The sequence below is a fragment of the Methanoculleus sediminis genome (assembly GCF_001017125.1).
GTDB classification, from domain to species: Archaea; Halobacteriota; Methanomicrobia; order Methanomicrobiales; family Methanoculleaceae; genus Methanoculleus; species Methanoculleus sediminis.
The window spans coordinates 74,985-92,510 of the sequence record NZ_JXOJ01000004.1 but is presented as its reverse complement, the minus strand read 5'-3'; the positions used below and the strand labels follow the sequence as shown (position 1 = coordinate 92,510).

At 56.6% G+C, this 17,526-nt stretch carries 14 protein-coding genes; 5 read left to right on the top strand and 9 right to left on the bottom strand.

Features of this window, described 5'->3' with window-relative positions:
* Nucleotides 1–911 precede the first annotated feature (911 nt).
* Genes SZ63_RS08980 through SZ63_RS08965 form a run of 4 tightly spaced genes read right to left on the bottom strand, consistent with a single transcriptional unit; the run spans nucleotide 912 to nucleotide 5,260 of the window.
* Nucleotides 912–2,066 (bottom strand): glycosyltransferase family 4 protein, encoded by a 1,155-nt coding sequence (locus tag SZ63_RS08980; protein WP_048184414.1) that lies wholly within the window; start codon nucleotides 2,064–2,066, stop codon nucleotides 912–914.
* Nucleotides 2,066–2,731 carry a PHP domain-containing protein gene (locus SZ63_RS08975; RefSeq protein ID WP_048184412.1) on the bottom strand — a complete coding sequence of 222 codons (666 nt, stop codon included), beginning with the start codon at nucleotides 2,729–2,731 and terminating at the stop codon, nucleotides 2,066–2,068. Before SZ63_RS08975 ends, SZ63_RS08980 begins: the two co-directional genes overlap by 1 nt.
* Nucleotides 2,712–3,863, bottom strand: coding sequence for a carboxylate--amine ligase (locus SZ63_RS08970; protein WP_048184410.1), 1,152 nt, complete (start codon nucleotides 3,861–3,863; stop codon nucleotides 2,712–2,714). Before SZ63_RS08970 ends, SZ63_RS08975 begins: the two co-directional genes overlap by 20 nt.
* Entirely contained in the window at nucleotides 3,860–5,260 is a 1,401-nt protein-coding gene (locus SZ63_RS08965) for a polysaccharide deacetylase family protein (RefSeq protein WP_048184408.1), read from the bottom strand. The genes SZ63_RS08970 and SZ63_RS08965 overlap by 4 nt, the downstream gene beginning before the upstream one ends.
* Before the next feature lie 637 nt (nucleotides 5,261–5,897).
* On the opposite strand from SZ63_RS08965, the gene SZ63_RS08960 reads away from it, so the two are divergent.
* The 3 genes from SZ63_RS08960 (at nucleotide 5,898) to SZ63_RS08950 (ending at nucleotide 9,149) form a co-directional block, all read left to right on the top strand.
* Nucleotides 5,898–7,085 (top strand): CDP-glycerol glycerophosphotransferase family protein, encoded by a 1,188-nt coding sequence (locus tag SZ63_RS08960; RefSeq protein ID WP_048184406.1) that lies wholly within the window; start codon nucleotides 5,898–5,900, stop codon nucleotides 7,083–7,085.
* Nucleotides 7,086–7,425: 340 nt separating this feature from the next.
* On the top strand, nucleotides 7,426–8,172 hold the full coding sequence (locus tag SZ63_RS08955) for a phosphocholine cytidylyltransferase family protein (RefSeq protein WP_048184405.1): 747 nt from the start codon (nucleotides 7,426–7,428) through the stop codon (nucleotides 8,170–8,172).
* Nucleotides 8,172–9,149, top strand: a complete 978-nt coding sequence (locus SZ63_RS08950; protein ID WP_048184402.1) for an NAD(P)H-dependent glycerol-3-phosphate dehydrogenase — start codon at nucleotides 8,172–8,174, stop codon at nucleotides 9,147–9,149. Before SZ63_RS08955 ends, SZ63_RS08950 begins: the two co-directional genes overlap by 1 nt.
* A gap of 93 nt (nucleotides 9,150–9,242) precedes the next feature.
* Here SZ63_RS08950 and SZ63_RS08945 read toward each other — a convergent pair whose 3' ends face one another.
* From SZ63_RS08945 to SZ63_RS08925, 5 genes are all read right to left on the bottom strand, one after another.
* On the bottom strand, nucleotides 9,243–10,250 hold the full coding sequence (locus tag SZ63_RS08945) for a glycosyltransferase family 4 protein (RefSeq protein ID WP_048184400.1): 1,008 nt from the start codon (nucleotides 10,248–10,250) through the stop codon (nucleotides 9,243–9,245).
* Between the two features lie 153 nt (nucleotides 10,251–10,403).
* Complete coding sequence (locus SZ63_RS08940) at nucleotides 10,404–11,549, bottom strand: glycosyltransferase family 4 protein (protein WP_241481298.1); 1,146 nt, start codon at nucleotides 11,547–11,549, stop codon at nucleotides 10,404–10,406.
* A gap of 296 nt (nucleotides 11,550–11,845) precedes the next feature.
* Nucleotides 11,846–12,925: a non-hydrolyzing UDP-N-acetylglucosamine 2-epimerase gene (wecB, locus tag SZ63_RS08935; protein WP_048184397.1), complete on the bottom strand. Its 1,080-nt coding sequence runs from the start codon at nucleotides 12,923–12,925 to the stop codon at nucleotides 11,846–11,848.
* Between the two features lie 2 nt (nucleotides 12,926–12,927).
* The gene (locus SZ63_RS08930) at nucleotides 12,928–14,361 is read right to left on the bottom strand and encodes a nucleotide sugar dehydrogenase (protein ID WP_048184395.1); all 1,434 of its coding nucleotides are present in this window, start codon (nucleotides 14,359–14,361) and stop codon (nucleotides 12,928–12,930) included.
* A gap of 15 nt (nucleotides 14,362–14,376) precedes the next feature.
* Complete coding sequence (locus tag SZ63_RS08925; protein ID WP_048184393.1) at nucleotides 14,377–15,291, bottom strand: Gfo/Idh/MocA family protein; 915 nt, start codon at nucleotides 15,289–15,291, stop codon at nucleotides 14,377–14,379.
* 192 nt (nucleotides 15,292–15,483) lie between these two features.
* Here SZ63_RS08925 and SZ63_RS08920 point away from each other — a divergent pair, with 192 nt between their 5' ends.
* Together SZ63_RS08920 and SZ63_RS08915 are read left to right on the top strand one after the other, a co-directional pair.
* Nucleotides 15,484–16,962: a flippase gene (locus SZ63_RS08920; protein WP_048184391.1), complete on the top strand. Its 1,479-nt coding sequence runs from the start codon at nucleotides 15,484–15,486 to the stop codon at nucleotides 16,960–16,962.
* 114 nt (nucleotides 16,963–17,076) lie between these two features.
* Entirely contained in the window at nucleotides 17,077–17,520 is a 444-nt protein-coding gene (locus tag SZ63_RS08915; protein WP_048184687.1) for a GNAT family N-acetyltransferase, read from the top strand.
* Nucleotides 17,521–17,526: the final 6 nt, after the last annotated feature.

The window sequence follows — 17,526 nt, the reverse complement described above, 5'->3', positions numbered from 1 at the left end:
TCCCTGTTGAAAGATATCATCTCCCAGGCATAAAGAGCCCTCTCATCCGGCGCAGTGCATGCGAGTACTACCAACAGGACGCTTGATGCCAATCCACTGACTGGGTAAATAAAGAGATGTCGAGACGGCCCTTCTAAAATAGAGGTCGTCCTAAACATATAAGATCCCCCATATAATAATAGGTACAATGCCTTCCGGGCAATCGGTGATGATATCTCGGAGATCTCCACTACAGCCACCAACAAAGCCGCGCATCGGCCGACCCGGATGCGACCCCTGCAGACAGTTCAACGGCATGCTCCGATCCGGATATGAGACCCGAAAGACACGGAAAAATCAGAGATTTCCCCGATAGGAGCCTGATCTGAAGTTTGCGTGTCGATCTCTTGCATTGTGTGACGAATACGAAGGACGTCCCGGCAGAAAAGGGGATCGACCGGGTATGAGGCTATAAGCAGGCAGAGGGAAATAAACTGAACACTCTGGTCGATCGAAACGGGCTCGCGCTTGCCTGTATGGTTGCACAGGAAAATGTCCGTGATTTCCGGCTCTACGAGCCAACCCTTGAAAAATTTGAGCTCCCACGAGGGATCAAGAGCAATATCCCGGTCAACAGGAGATCGAGGAAATATCCGATGCGGGGGAGGTCAGTCTGGTTCTATCGGGAACTCTCAAGAAGCGCAGTGCCGTCGAACGGTTCTTCAGCTGGATTGCGGCGTTCAAGAAGATTAATCCTCGATACGCATACTATGAACACTCATTCTTGGGATTGATTCACCCGGCATGTAGCGTCATGATCGGGAGAATGTCGGGAGGACCTTTCTCAGCAATCTCCCTGTGAGTTCACGGGAGAGGACATGTGGCGATGGAGAAGTAACGATCGGTAAAAAGGTGGGTGCGATGATCTCCCCTTATATAAGGCTGCTATATATCCAAGAGATCTCTCTTCCTACGCTTTCCCATGAATAGGGCCTGACTTCGTCCGCAATTGCATCGGCATCCCACGGCATGTCGAGTGCTCTGACGATACTCTCCGCGAGGCCCCGCGGATCTGCAGCATCACAGAGCAGGCCTGTCTTACCAGGTATTACGATCTCTTCGCTTCCACCATTTTTTGTGGCAACGACCGGTTTCCCGCAGGCCATTGCCTCTACCTGCACGATTCCGAAACTTTCCCTCAGGCTTGGCAGGACAAAGAGGTCGGAGGCGTTCATCCACAACGGAATCTCGCCATGTGGTTTGCCTCCGATAAATCGCACGTATTGTTCAAGTCCTAATGATGACACCTTTTTTTCTAACCTGTGCTTTAACTCTCCTCTACCGACAATAAGACAAAGGACATCCGTTCTCTCTCGAACAACTTCGGAGATCGCATCAATCAGGTGCGTGTAACCCTTGACTTCCACCAGATTTCCAACGCTAAGAAGAATCTTCCGATTGATGGGGAGGTTAAGAGCTTTTCTGCAGGTCTCCGTTCGCACCGGGTAGAAGAGGTCGTGTCTGAATCCATTCGGCACGACATTTACCGGAGTGGTCACATCCAGTCTCTTCATGCATTCGCGGTTGCTGTTACTAACGGTTATAATTACATCGGCGGCGTTGAGAATGGCCTCAATTCGCCTCTTCCACTCCGCATCTCGGAACGGCAGATCGTAGATATCGTACCCATGCGCAGTGACGACAAACGGGATCCCGTATTCCTTCTTCAATATCGCACCCACGAAACCATTGGGCCAGATAAAATGTGCATGAATAAGATCGGGATATGCTCTGGACCTCTGGAGTCTGTCACCGACAATGTTGTAATAACGCTCTCCAATCCTTTTAAACAGGTAGTCGAAGGGCAGGTAGAAGAGGGATATGGGGTGAATAGATATATTCTCCGGCAGAGCCGTCCGATCGATAAGAGAATCTTTTCGGAAAGCTTTGAGGTGCGGATCCGGAAATACCCTGGAAATTTCAGTTGCCGGGTGGTACCTGACATACACGTCAGTATGTGCAAACGTTTTTGCGAGCAACTCCACCTGGTCCTTGACAAATGTAAGGTAATGGTCAGAGAGAACCATCAGTCTATAGTCTTCCACAGGTACCGCCATCCGGATTGTATCAGTTGCAAAAACTCACGCCGTTTCAAGTGATGGGTTACCTGAGACTGAATAACCATATATTGTGAAGAGTACTCCGCACGTACGACTCTTTTTACCTCCCAGGTGCCGGGATCCACCAGCGCACTCACGTTCCCGATCTCAGCATAGGTGTGCGCATCGCTGCCATACATCCCGGGCTTCTGAAGCCTCCCGGCCAGTTGCAGCGCCCTCTCGTTCTGCTCCACTGTGCTTCTCGCATTCCATACCTCGATAAGATCGACCGCTTTTGCCAGTTCGGAAATATTCTGATGTTCCCGATACGGGTGGGGCAGGACGGCAATGCCTCCCTGTTCCCTGATCTCTTCAATAACCTCATCCCACCTGCGGGAGCGAATCTCCTCATTGACCAGAAGGCCGATGACGTCGCCGGAGTCGGTCAGGATCTCCGCGCCGGGGATAACGGTCACTCCAACTTCCTTCTCCAGTGTTCTGGCATCGAGAGAACCCCGGATGGTGTCATGATCGGTTATTGCAACACCAGTTAAACCGACCTCTTTTGCCCGCTTCAGGATCCGTCCTGGCCTCATCAACGAGTCATGTGAGTAACTCGAGTGGATGTGACAGTCAAAGTAGAGGTCTTCCATGCGGCCTCCAGAATCTCCCCTGTTTGATACGGAGCGCAAACTCCCCAACCGTCATGCCGATCTGTAGAATGTTCGGCACGATATCATGAGAATCAATGTCGTAATGGATAGTCCTATCCGCAAAATCGGAGAAGAAATGCGGCAGGATTCCCGGGTTTGTCACCGCATGGAATATATCCTGGGGAAAGAGCCACCTGAACTTCACGCCGGTTTTATAGGAAAAAACCGGTTCGATATCCCCTTCGCATGCCATCCTGCAGGTCAGGTAGGGGAAGTTCACCCCTGATGCGATGGCGAGTTCAAGGGAGCCCCAGAATTTCGGGTTAATCTCCATCAGAACGTATTCGCCGGTCCGCTCATCCTTCTTGAACTCGACCATGGCCACGCCGTGCCACTTCAGGCTGTCAAGTAGTTTCAGGCCCCGCTCCATCAGTACGGGATCATAGATGCTCTCGGCAAGAGCGCTCGGTCCACCGGTGACCGGGTATTCCCGTAGCCGCCGGTGCATGAAAATAGCCCTTGCCTCCCCATGGTTGTAGAGCGCAAAGAACCCGTATCCCCCTCCGGGGATATACTCCTGAACAATTGGTGAAAATGCCGATATTTTCTCGTACTGCAGCATGAGTTCCTCGGGAGAGTTCGCATATCCAACATTACCGTTCTCTCGAGCTCCTTTCACCACCACTGGATAGGAAAGGGAGTCTGCAATCCGCTCTGCATTCTCACGCGACTGCGGATAGAAGGTCTTTGGAATGGCAATGCCGATGCTCTCCGCAAGTTGCATGGTTTTGTCTTTATTTCCGGCGAGATCGATCGAGGCTTTATCAGGTAGAGGTACCCTGACGTAGGGTTCCAGTCTTTCCTGAATCTGGGAGATCTGAACAACTGCCGCGTAACTGATCGGCAGGATCGCATCGAACTGCTCCCGTTTGACCAGATCGTACACAAATTCCGGAAAAGTCGTGTCATGCTCCGGGTTAGGGGCAAAGATCCCTTTTGAGCAATACTTTGAGTGGAATGATACGCTCAGGCGCAGGTCGGAGAGCACTGTAACATTGACTCCCCTTTTTCCCAGAGACCGGACCGATGCCAGCGTGTGTTTAAAGTTTCCGTCGGTGATAAGGACTCTCATGTAAAAACCACACCCACCTGCTCTCTATCGCACCTGATATCCACATACCCCTCGCCGCAGATGTACTCAGCATCGACATGCTGAACCCGCTCCGGATCGATGTGAACCCGGATACGCAACGGCGGCAACGACCGGGCCGGCTCGAGACCTGCAACCGTGATCTTGAAGCCGTCTTTGGTCTTCGAATATTCTAACCTGGCATTACGGCGCATCCTGAACCAGTCGACAATATCGACTGCGCGGGTTACCCAGGCGTTGTCTGACTTTGCCCTGTTGATGATACCCGTATAAACACCACCCCAGTCGCGGGGGGCAGCCAGGCAGTCACTGTGCCAGAGAACCGTGACGACACCGCCGTATTGCAACGCCTGATCGAGGATCTCGTTGCAGGTCCGGTACGCCTCCCCCTCATCCAGACCCAGACAGTCTGCCCTTTCGCACCCCCTCTCTGTCGTAAGCCAGCAGTGCCTCCCGAACAGGCTGACGTCCTGGATGTGGAGAGGGAGTTCCAGCAGCCTCTCAACCCCCCGGGGCCGGTAAACCTGCAGCGTCCCGGCCCGGAATCCAACGTCCTCGTTGTATCCGAATGTTGAATCATACTCATAGCCCGCATCATCGAGGATCTGCCACGTGCCTTCATCGAAATGCAGCCAGTGTACGCGTGTGCCCACCCTGACTCTTGCATCCCCCGGAAGCGACATGCGTTCAGCAGCGGCGCTGGCTTTATCAATCCAGTTATCTATGCCGTGAACCCCTACTTCCCAGCCGCCGGCAGTCAATTCTTCGATCGGAACATCATCGATTGAGTAGTATCCGGCACGAATCTGCGGGGACCCGATCCCCGCATGACCGTTCTGGGGCAGGAAGTAAAACGTGGATTTCACCTGATCCTTCTCCTCAAGCACTCTCCAGGTCTCGAAGAGGTCCCAGGGGTCCTTTGCAAGGTCGAATTTCGCGAGCGCGATTTTGACTCCCTCGAAAAACCTCCGTTGAAGAAAGCAATTGTAGGTCGCATAGAGGACGGATAAAAGAGATCGTTCCCTGACAGAGGCAATATCAACATCGTGCGTGAGTGCAAGCGAGTAGGTATATCCCCAGGGGATTGGCGGAATTTCTATCAGCGGAGAGAAACGCTTGATCTGCTGGCGCAACGCGTCCAGGTACTCTTCGCAGATCGGTTTACGGTTACGCGGAAGCCCCTCATTGAGCGTATCGGCAATCTTTTTCAGTATATCATTTTCTGTCAGGTCAATTACGTTGCAGGCTTCTGGAATGTGGTTGTTTTTTGATATGACAACATCGTAAACAGATGAAGGGCTATACCACTCCCAGGGAACCTTCAGTAACTGAAAAACTTCTTCAACCGCATACTCATCGTCATAATGTATCCCAATCATGTGTATGTGCCTCTCCTTGGAGGTACGGCCTTTGCATGTCCGCCGGGGTTCCGAAGGTTCCAGAATACGCTGACTCGAACAAATGGATTTGACAGGTATTAACTTATACTTTATCCAATTATAGCATAAAATCAACATTGTTGGAAATAAAAGGTAGACTCAGCCGGTTATGATGCGAGTCATCAAGAATCAAGGAATGGGATCGCTTTTGATCGGGGACTGACGAGGTCGGCGGGGCACCGGTACCAGGCGGCGTGATCGTGATCATCCCAGCAAATTCATGACCTTACGATCATCCCTCGGAAGCATGATCGCGAGCTCCCAAGCGGCATGCAGGCAGCAATCCCGAGGATACCGGTTCTCGAGGTGGAAAGCGCAAGAAATCCGGAGATCTTCCGGTCGTTGTCAGACCCAAACAGTTTCCGCCTGTCTCTCGATCCCCGGTACACCTCGAACAGTCTCCCCCCATCTCCCCCAGTTATACCTCTCAAGAACCGCCCTCCGATCGTTTTCCTCATCCTCCGCGTCCACATCCAGGTGCTCGGGCAGACAACCGCATCCGGAACCGCCGGATCAATCAGCAACCCTCAACCGTTTACTTAAACAATGAGAATGTAGGTATACCCTCCTCGATCCGATGGTCTCTCACGATATTGTCAATGGCATTCGATCGGTGGCCTATGATATTGCTACACTCATTTTTTCGACACTGTCCCGGTTCATACCGAAAGACGAACGTAAAATCCTGTTCTTTTCGGCACCCGACTACTCAGACAACGCAAAATACATCTACGATAGAATGCTCGAATCTGGCTTCGGTAATACTCATCAACTTATCTGGTGCGTTTATTCACCCATTCGCGCAAACCACGTTATCCGCCGATCGCGCGAGTATATCTACCACGCGCTGACGGCAAAGTACATCGTCAGCACCCACGGCACACCCGCCTGGAAGGCCGGAAACCAGGTCAGCATCGAATTATGGCACGGTCTCCCGCTGAAGACGATCGGGTACTTTGCCGATATCGACTACCCGAACGCCGTTGCAAGGCTCTCCGCAGGATACAGACTGCGGCGATTTGCGAGTTCCGTGGACTACCTCATTACAACCTCGGAGTTCGAGCGGCTGGTCTTCTCTTCCGCGTTCCTGATCGATCCCGGGAAAATCCTGATCTTTGGACAACCCCGCTGCGATGCTCTTTACAGTCCCCGGGATTCCGGGGTAGGCGTACTGTGCCGTATTCTTGGTCGGGGCGATATTGCTGAAAAGAAGATCCTGCTGTATCTCCCCACCTTCCGGGAGTACGATGCCGGTGCGAGCCGTAAAATTCTCGAAGAGATCCTTGCAAGCGAGAAGTTTCGCCGGTTCATAGCGGATGAGAGCCTGCTGTTCATCTGCAAACCTCACTCCCACGACGAGGATGCGTTTCAGGCGTACAATGGAGAGCATATCCACATACTCTTGAATGATGGCCTGCGGAAAGCCGGTAATACCATCTACGACTTCCTGAACGCCGTCGATATTCTCGTTACCGACTACTCGTCGGCGTACTTCGACTACCTTCACCTGAACCGACCTATCGTCTTCCACGTACCCGACATTGATGACTACCGGAAGCAGAGAGGTTTCATTCTCGAACCGTTTCACGACTGGGCACCGGGGGAGGTCTCCACCAGTATCGATGAACTGATAGAAGCGCTTACGAACTCCTTCACCGACCAGGACAGATGGAAACCGGAGAGGATCAGGCTGCGAAGGCTGGTTTTCAGGCACGCGGACGGTTTCGCATGCGAAAGAGTCTGTAGATTGATCGAGCAGCGCTAACGTGATCCGGTAAGGCCGTCCCGGGATCATCCGGCGGAGGGAGGAGACCTGCTTGCACATCCGGTGCTCACGCTCATTGCGTTCGCATCCAGGTACTCATGCATCTGTCGAATACAGTTCATCAACAATTCCGTCCGGGAAAAGCCGTGCCGCTTTCCGGCCCGGTATGGCCCGCACGGCAGAACTCGACATAGAATCACTCCGAACGAGACATGCCGGAGGCCTGCAGGCCGTTGAAAGTACCCCAACAACGCAGGGTTGCTACACACAACCATCAGACAAATCTTCTTATAACCGGGAGGTGTGTGTAACCCTCGATAAACCGGATCGGTGTTTCACCTTGATCGGCATAATCCTGGCAGCAGGGAGTGGGCGAAGATTGGGCAGAGACATCGATCTCGAGAAAATCGGCCCGAAATGCCTGCTTACAATCGACAATTGCACTCTACTGGAACGAATGGTCTCGGATCTGGCATCCTTCGATGTAAACGCGATCACCATCGTCGTCGGGTACAAAGCGGATATGGTTCGGAAGACCTGCACGAAACTGGAGAAAACCTATGACGTTCGGCTCAATCCGGTTCGCAATGGCGACTACCTCTCGACAAACACAGCCTATTCCCTCCATATCGGGCTATCCGACATACATGACGATGTCGTCATCTTTAACGGCGACGTGCTGTACGATCGTGCTATCCTGGACAATTTATTGAAGATACATCAGACCGCGATCACGGTCGACGATACCAAGCCGCTCACGGAAGAGTCGTTTAAAGTGAAAATAGTAGACGGCCGGATTGAAGAGATGGGAAAAACCGTCCCGGTAGAAAGAGCAACCGGAGAGTTTATCGGCATCTCGAAGGTCGCCGGCAGGGACATCGGCGAAGTAAAAAGGCTGTTGGATATCCTGGTTTCAGGCAACCCGAATAACTACTACGATTTCATCTACCAGTCCCTGTCAAAGAGCGGGAACCTTGCATACTCGTTCACGAACGGCTTGAAATGGACGGAAATCGACGATATCCGGGACCTCAGGTATGCCGAGAGCATTGCGGGCATAGCCGTCGGTGCACGGGGGCGGTTTTGATGATACCGGCCGTCGGGGTCATCGGCGCCGGAAGCATGGGCACCGCCATTGCGCAGAGCATATCCAGGAGGGCCGGAGAAGTGATCGTGTTCGGGAGGAGACAGGAGGTTGTCGATTCGATAAACACCGACAATTATAACAAACGTTACTTCCCGGGCCTGCGCCTGAACCCAAATATCCGTGCAAGATTGATGAGCGATAGATTGGATATCGCGGACTGTGCGGCCGTAATCATCGCTGTGCCCTCCAGCGAGGTTCGAGCTATCGTTAACGCTACCCACGACGAACTTACCGGCAAGATCCTCATCACGGTAGCCAAAGGGCTGGAGTACCCGTCGCTCAAAACGATGAGCGAAATTATTCGCGAAGAAACCGGCAACCCGGATCTGGCCTGTTTCTCGGGACCGACCTTCGCCGATGAGATCGCCTACGGCCATATCGCCGGCGCTACGATAGGCGTCGACGACGATCCGTTACTGAGAACAACAATGTCGGATATGTTCAGTGAATTCATCCTGGATTTTTCGGATGACCTCAGGGCGGTCGAGTTATGCGGCGTGTTGAAGAACGTATACGCCATCGGCACGGGGATGTGGGATTCAGTTTACGGCAACCATAACGAACACTACACCTTCCTGAACATGTGCTACAAGGAGATGTGCACATTTCTAAAGGCTATTTCTCTTGATGAGGATATATTCACAAAATTCTGCTGCTTTGGGGATTTCAGCCTGACCGCTAACGTAGATAAAAGCCGCAACCGGACACTGGGGCTGATGGTCGGAAAGAAGATCGTAAAAACCCCTTACCTGGAGTCAGGCGTAACGTTCGAAGGCTCGAGATCTGTTAAAGGGATAGTTGAGCTGGCCAAGAACCATAATATCGGTATGCCCATCGCACGATTCGTCTACGACGTCCTGAGCGGGAACAACAACGTGCGGGAATCGGTCGATACGCTCATCAGGAAAGCGCCCTGAAACGGTCCGAAAGAACTCCAAAACTCCCCGTATGGTTAAGACCGTCCCGTTCGCCGTGAAGAACCGCTTCACCGAACATCCCAAAGATCCGGATCATACAGGTTTTTCCTCAATGACGCTCCGGATCTTTTGCACCCTCTCTTGCAGAGAGAACTCCTTCTCAACTCTTGCTCTCGCCGCCTTCCCCCCGCTGGATTGCGACGCCCTTACTATCGCCGCCGCCGCTGCTTCCGCATCCCCGTACGGCACCACGAACCCCACGTCACCCACCACCTCCGGGAGGGCGCCCCTGTCCGTCACCACGGGGACGCATTCGCAGGACATCGCTTCGGCAAGTGCTACGCCGAACGATTCCCGGTAGGAGAGCTGGCAGTAGACCTTTGCCCGGCGGTACCACTGCAGGAGTTCGCCCTGAGAAGAGGATGGAATAATCTCAACGTTCGGTGGGGCGCCCCGTCTCAGATCCTCGATGCTCCCGTCAAGATCGCGGCCGATGACGGCGAAACGGAGGTCCGGGAGGCGTTTCGCAGTCTCAAGGAACGTATCGAGACCCTTGAGCGTAATGTTACTCCGGCTGATCTGGCAGACAGTGATGATGAGATCTTCTTTCTCCTCGTCAGGGCAGAATTGTGTGCAGTCGATGCCGTTGTAGACGACGGCAACGTGGCGGCGTTCGCTCAATTCCAGTATCTCCCGCCTGTTGAACTCCGATACCGCGAGGATGTGATCGGCGTTCCGGATGATGTAATCCACTCGTTTTGCAAGTTTCGGGTCGAGGAGGGCGCCGTACCCGATCTCCGGTTCTCTTGCGACCTCGTATCCGCCGATGACGACGACAGTTCTCTTGCCGAGGAGGTTTGCCAGCATTACGGCAAGGTAGGAGTGGTTGTGGGCGAACCAGGAGTAAGTGAGATCGGCCCAGAGGACCCCCCGAAGGATCTCGAATGCAATCCGAAAAGAGCGCTTCAGGCCGTTTCTCCCCTGGTAGTTGCTGATGACGGCCTCCCGGACCAGGTATTCCCGTCTGATTGCCTCGAGATCGCGTTGTGTGAATGTTGAGGGGGATGGAGATACCAGAAATATCCTTGTTTGCTCCTTCACGTGAGTTCCTCCAGACTTTGCCAAACGAGCTCATGCAACCCTGCGGCAGGCGTGTCCACACGGAGCGATGCTGTTCGTGTGATAACCCGGGAATCTACAGCGAAAGCCGGGTATCTTGCACGCGAGAGATAGGAGCACCAGTCAGGGCCGGAATTATCCTGTTTTGCAGCCACGGAATCGATCGCCCCTTCCCGCCTCCTCAACCTGCCTGTATACCCCGAGCAGCCTCTTCTCCATCTCCCCCCAGTTATACCGCTCTAGAATCGCCTTCCGCCCATTCTCCCCCATCCTCCGCACCTCGTCCGGATGCTCGAGCAGGTAGACGATCGCGGAGGCGATCGCATCCGGGTTTGTCGGATCGACCAGCACCCCGCAATCAGCGTCGCCGACCACTTTGTGGATCTCCGGGAAGTCGCTCGCAACGACAGGAAGGCCGCAGAGCATGTAGTCGAAGAGCTTGTTCGGGAGGCCGATGTACGCGTTGTAGTAGTCGGGCTGGAAGACGAGGAGGCCGATGCTGCCTTCGCGCAGGGTCTCGTACATCTCCCGGTAAGGAAGGTAGCCAGTCATCGTGATCGCCGGTCTCGGATCCGTCTTCGCCGCGATCGCACCGATATCCTCGCGGACATTCCCGACAAGCGTCAGGGAGGCGTCGGGAAACGTTGCCGCCACGATCGACATCGCCTGGATGCACTCCCTGATGCCGTGAAACAACTGCATGTTTCCGGCCATGTAGACCAGGTTGCGGCTGCGTCCTGCCTGCGGCGCCGGCGGCACCGAGCCGGCAACCGAATAATTGGATACAATCACAGGCTCCGCCCCGTTCCGACCGAACCGCTCCGCGACGCTCTCGCTGACGGCAATCTTTGCATCGGCGAATCGTGCCAGCAGGACCTCCCCTCTGGAAAGCAGGGATTCGAGCAACCCTGTGAAGAAGGTCCCATTCCTGACTCCGATATCGTACGGGATCTCGCTCGGCCAGTGCTCGTGGATGTCGTAAACGACTCGCCGCCCTTTGAGAAACTTCGTAAGGACGCCGATGAGGAGGGCATCGGGCTCATGGCAGTGGATGACGTCGCACTCCCGGCTCAGGCATGCCCAAAACGCCCGCCAGAGGGTCAGGGGGTGGAGGAAGTTTGAAGAGGGTTTTCGGACGCAGACAATCTGCACGCCTTCATCCTCCCGAAGGCCCTCTCCGTCCGAAGGGGCGATGATCGTGACATCATGCACCTTTGCAAGGCTCTTTGCCTCTTTCTCGAATATCCGCCCGTCGTGGGGGAGGTGAGTAGTGGTGAGCATGCAGATACGCATAATCCGGAGTTCGTTTGCGCCCCCCTGCCCGGGACCTTCCCCGGTATCACCGGGCACAAATGAGGGGGCTGAACGACTCCAACTGTCCTTCGGGAGACTTATACTTTATCGTGGAGGGGCGGCGCCGGGCAGACGTCGAGCATGCCGACTCATAAGGAAACTCCGGCAAACTGCAACACGGTGAATGCACCGGGCAGGATCAGATGTCGTGCGATAGCCAGGATTTGAGGCGTGAGCGTGTAGGCCTCGATCATCGCTCCATTTACCTCACATACCGCCAACCGTTACCCGGATCGGGTATTCTGGTGGCGGGTAAGGATCTTCCCGATCAGAACACTGGCGTTCCCATCCCCAAAGAGGTTCCTCTGCCGCACGCCTGGCGAAAAATGCCGGATAGCATCTGTAATTCTTCCTTTCTCCGCCCCCACAAGCACGTTCCACCCGGTCTCGACCGTCTCGACCCACTCGGTGTTCTCCCGGAGGGTGATGCAGGGGACGCCGAGCATGTAGGCCTCCTTCTGGACGCCGCCGGAGTCGGTGAGGATCTTTTCCGCGTGCGCCGTCAGGCGGATCATGTCGAGGTAGCCGAGCGGCTCGACGACCCGGATGTTCTCCGGCATCTTCGTAAGAAGGCCGTATCCTGTGAGGCACTTCCATGTCCGGGGATGAACCGGGAAGACGACCGGCTTCCCGGCCTCTCCGAGCGCGCCGAGGATGGCGACCATTTTTTCGCGATCATCCGTGTTCGACGGCCGGTGGACGGTGACGACGAGATACTCCCCCGGCCCGACACCGACTTCCTCAAGGACCCGGGAGCGCTCTTCCGCGATCGAGCGGTTGTAGTTCATCGCATCGACCATCACGTCGCCGACGAGGTGAACCCCCCTCGTGAGCCCCTCGGCGGCGAGGTTCGCAACGGCGGTCTTCGTCGGGCAGAAGAGGAGGTCAGATGCGTGATCGGTCAGCACCCGGTTCAGCTCTTCGGGCATACGGCGATCGAAGCTCCGGAGCCCCGCCTCAACGTGCGCCACCGGCACATGGAGTTTCGCCGCCGCAAGCGCGCCTGCGAAGGTCGAGTTCGTGTCGCCGTAGACCAGAACGACGTCGGGCTTCTCCCTTTCAAGAACATCCTCGATCGCCCCGAGCATTACTCCTGTCTGACGGCCGTGGGTCCCGGAGCCGATGCCGAGGTTGTAGTCGGGCTTCGGTATCGCGAGTTCCTCGAAGAAAACCTCCGACATGCCGTGATCGTAGTGCTGCCCGGTGTGGACGAGGATCTCCTCGTGCTCTTTCCTGAGCTCCCGCGAGACGGGAGCGCACTTGATGAACTGCGGCCGGGCGCCGACAATCGATGCGATTTTCATGGTTATTCCTGGATCGGATGGCTGTTTCTGTCGCCCCGGCCGATGCCTTTGTAAACGAAGCCCGCCCGGATGAAGGCGTCCGGGTCGGCGACGTTCCTGCCGTCGACGATGACCGGGTGCACTTTCCCCGACAACTCCTTCACCCGCACCGGATCGAGAGAGGCATAATGGTGGTGACCGGTGAAGATGGTGACGACGTCTGCTCCCTCAAGGGTCGCGTCCAGGTCGTGCAAGACTTCGATACCCGGAGACCTTTCCACGAACGGGTCGTGAACCCTGACCTTCGCACCCGCCTCCTCCATCGCCGCGAGGTAGGGCTCTGCAGGAGTGTTTCTCGCGTCGTCCGAATTCTGGATGAACGCCCACCCGAGGAGAGCGACCTTCGCACCTTCGGGAGACTCCCCCGCCCGTTTGAGTCCCTCGAGGGTCAGGTGGACCATGTGCCGGGGCATGAACTCGTTGATCATCCGTGCGACGCCGAAGATCGATTCTGGCCCGTGCGGATACCAGAGGTCCCCACCGAGGACCTGCGCTCCCCGTTCGAGGTGCCAGGAGTCCTTCGTGAGGCAGTGCCCGCCGACCCCGGCACCCGGCCAGAGGATCGCCCGGGTGATCCCCTCGCCCTTGAGGGAGTCGACTCCCGCCCGGACGTCGTAGACGTTGACACCCATCGCCTCGCAGTGGAGAGCCAGCTGGTTTGCAGCAGCAATCTGAAGGTCGCGGAAGGCGTTCTCGGCGGTCTTCGTCACTTCGGCCGCGGTCGCGGTCATCGGGATGATCTTGCCGGTCGTGAGCACCGGCCGGTATAATTCCACTGCACGCGCCGTGGAGACCTCGTCGATCCCCCCGACGATCCGGTCGTGCTCCCGGATATTGCGGAGCAATCGTCCGACCATCACCCGTTCGGGGGCGTGGGCGAGGCAGAATTCCTCGCCGGCGGTGAGCCCCGACTCCTCTTCGAGGATCTCCCGGGCCATGCGCTCGGTCGTGCCCGGGGTGACGGTCGACTCGAGCACCACGAGCGTGCCCTCCGAGAGGTGACTTCCCACCTGCCGGAGCCCCTCGATCAGGGCCGAGAAGTCGGGGATCAGGTCTTTCGGATCCTTAAACGGCGTCTGGATGGCGAGTGTCACTGCGTCACACTCCGCGATCTCGGAGAAGTCCGAGGTGCACCGGAACTTCCCCGCGCTGACGACCGTTCCAAGCAGTTCTTCCAGTCCCGGCTCCTCGCCCTTGAGCGGCGACTCGCCGCGGTTCAACATGGCAATCTTGTAACCGGAGGACGGGGAGTTGCGCTGGAACCCCCGGACGAAGTCGAACCCGGGGGCATCCGCAAAGAGCGCCGCGGCGGGAATGCCGACGTAGCCCATGCCGACCACGCCGATATTCCTGATGGGCCCAATTCTATCGATGATCAACTGTAATCTGCTGCTCATTGCAAAAACCACCCCTTAAGCCGCAAAAAACCGTGCGACGTTCTCGCAGATCTCCATATTCAGCAATGCCTGTGCGGGGCTGACCGGGAACTCCCTTTTCCGGGCAACGCAGTCGAGGAACGTCGAAAGCTCGAGTTTGAGCGGCTCCTGCTTGTTCACGAGCACCTTCTCGATGATGTTCTCCTGCACATAGCGCTCGTCTTCGACCGCATACTGCCCGGGTTTTCTGTGAATGTAGATCTCCTGGGCCATGAAATCCCCCTCGACAGTGAATTCCTCTTCCTCGATGTAGATCATGCGGATCTTCTTTGAGGATTTCCTGCTTGCAGAGAGGTAGACCGGGGTCCTTCCGAATGAGAAAAGGGCGCTGCAGACATCCTCGTTGCCGCTGCCGGCGAGTTGATAGGGGCCGGCCGGAAGGAGGACGTTACGCATGATGTCCACGTCGTGGATCATCAGGTCTTCGACGACCGAGGAGCCGCTCACCCGGGAAGAGGCCGGGTTATGCCGTTTCATCTCGATGTAGAGAGGATGGCGGACGATCTTTTTAATCTCGGGAACGATCGGGTTGAACCGCTCGATGTGCCCGACGCCGGCGACGAGACCGTCAGGGATCTTCGCGATGAGCCGTCGGCTCTCTTCCGCCGTCGCGCAGATGGGCTTCTCGATGAGCAGCGGCACCCCGGCATCGATGACCGTCTCCGCAACCCCGAAGTGATAGGGCGTCGGGACGCAGACACTCACGGCATCCACGCGCTCAAGCAGGCTCTCAACGGTCGGGGTGGCCGTTGCCCCGAAGGCGCCGGCAAGGTCCCGGGCCGCCTTCTCGTTGAGATCGAACAGGTGAAGCGAGTCCACCGCTTTCAGTTCCGAGTATACACGGGCGTGGTTCCTGCCCATCATTCCAACACCGATTACCCCTACGTCCAATATCTCACCACCGATAGTATTGTAACGTGCCCTTTACCGGACTACTGAATAGTGATACTATACATTGGCACCGCTCTGCTATGACGTTATCGCGGCTCCCGTATCGAGACAGGAACATCCGCCCTGCCGGATCATAGCCGCCTCCTCTCCGGTTCAAAAGCAATAAGGCTTCTCACGGCGAAACCACTGCTTGTGTTCCGCCCCTCCGGGTATCTTGCCCGTGTCATGCGCATCGACCCCGTCCAGCGCCAGAGTGTCATCAGCCTCGCCTCGACGCTGACCCTCACCGCGGTCGGGTTTCTCTCCACGATGTTCTTCACTCATACCGTCGGTCTATCGATACTGGGCGCGTACTTCATCTTTGTCGCCTACTTCAGCGTCTTCAACCTGATCGGAGACGGCGGGTTCGGGGGCGCTGCTGTAAAGCGGATCAGCGAGGGGGAGGACCAGAACGCATTCTTCACCGCGTTTCTCTTTCTCCGGGTGATGCTGCTGTCTGTCTCGGTCGGCTTCCTCTTCATTGCGCGCCCCTACCTCACCGATCTCACCGCTTCGGGGGTCTTTCCCTGGCTGGTCATCGCGCTGGTCGTCAGCGTCTTCACGAACATCGCATCATACAGCGTCTACGGCACCGGGAAGGTCGGCGTCAACCAGATCGGCGGCCTGATTGATACGCTGATCCGGATAGTCGTTCAGGTCGCCGCGGTCCTCCTCGGCTACGGCGTTGCGGGCCTCGCAGGTGGGTTCGTCGCCGGGCTCCTCGCGTCAGGACTCTTCAACTTCCGTTTCCTCGAACTCTCCCCAGCACGATTTCGCCGATCACACATTCAGAGTCTCTTTGCCTTCTCGTTCTGGACATTTCTCAGTGCGAGCGGCTACCTCGTCTTCTCGTATGCCGACACCATCCTGATCGGTTACTTCCTGACCGATGCCGACGTCGGCATCTACCGCGTGGCGCTCCAGCTCACCTCTATTGCGACGTTCGTCACCGTAGCGTTCCATACCACTCTCTATCCAAAGGTCAGTTTCTGGGGGAAACAGGACGAACTCCCTCTGGTGGAGCGTGCGCTTGCCCGTGCCTTCACCTACTCCCTCCTGCTCGCGGTTCCCGTCCTCGCCGGTGGATGGCTCCTCGGCGAGCGGCTCCTTTACTTCTTCTACACGGCGTCAGCCACCGCCGGGGCGACAACCCTCTCGATACTTTTGCTTGTCCAGGTAGCTCACGTCTTCATGTTCCTCCAGACGATGTGCCTGAACGCCCTCGACCGGCCGCGTGACTCGTTCAGGGTAACGGCAGTCGCGGTTATCATCAACATCGGCCTGAACATCCTCCTCATCCCGGCTTACGGCATCGTCGGGGCGTCGGCGGCCACGCTCGCGACCATGGTGCTGAACGCGACGCTCGCCCATCGCGCCCTCTCCCGGAGCATCCACGTGCGGATTGAGCGCGGAGCAGTGGGGCACATCGTCCTCGCCGCGCTCGTGATGGGTGCCGTTGTTGCGGCCTACTCGTTCGTCGTCCCTCTCACGAACGTCTTCGTCGTCCTCGGAGCGGTCGCGGTCGGCGGGCTGGTCTATATCCTGGTCCTCCTCAAGATCGACCGGGGTATCCACGACGAACTGAAGGAGCTGACCGAAGGTCTCGGCGTCCCCTGGCCCGGCATGCTCTGAATCCGATGATATGCAACCCGTTCACCAATCGCCTTATCCCGAACGCCGGGGATGTCCTGCCCGTCCGGTTGAAATACCAGATGCTGCAATGTGTGTCTACACGTGAGGGAGACGATGAAGAAGGAGGTCCGAGAACTGGAGCATGGCGAGTTTCCGCTTGCAGAGGAGGTCTGGACGCGCTACCGCGGCCAGAAGGCCGACGCGACGCGGGAGAGGATCTTCGCCGTCTTTGTCGACGGTGTCCTTGCGGCGACGGCCCGCTGCACCCTTCACTCGGGCGGCCTCGAGATGGACTGCGTCTTCACCCTGGACGAGTACCGCGGGAGCGGGTATGCAAAGGAGGCCGTGCAGATGCTCCTCGACGAATGCGGCTCCGAAACAATCTACATTCACTCGACCCTCCCCCTGATCGGGTTCTACGAGAGGCTCGGGTTCGAACCTATCCCGGAGTCGAGGCTGCCGACGAGTATTCGGGAGCGGTTTATCTTCTGCTTCGGGGAGATGGCGGGGTGCAACGTCGCCCCCATGATGCGGAACCCCGGGGATCGGGCGCAGTAGCAAAAG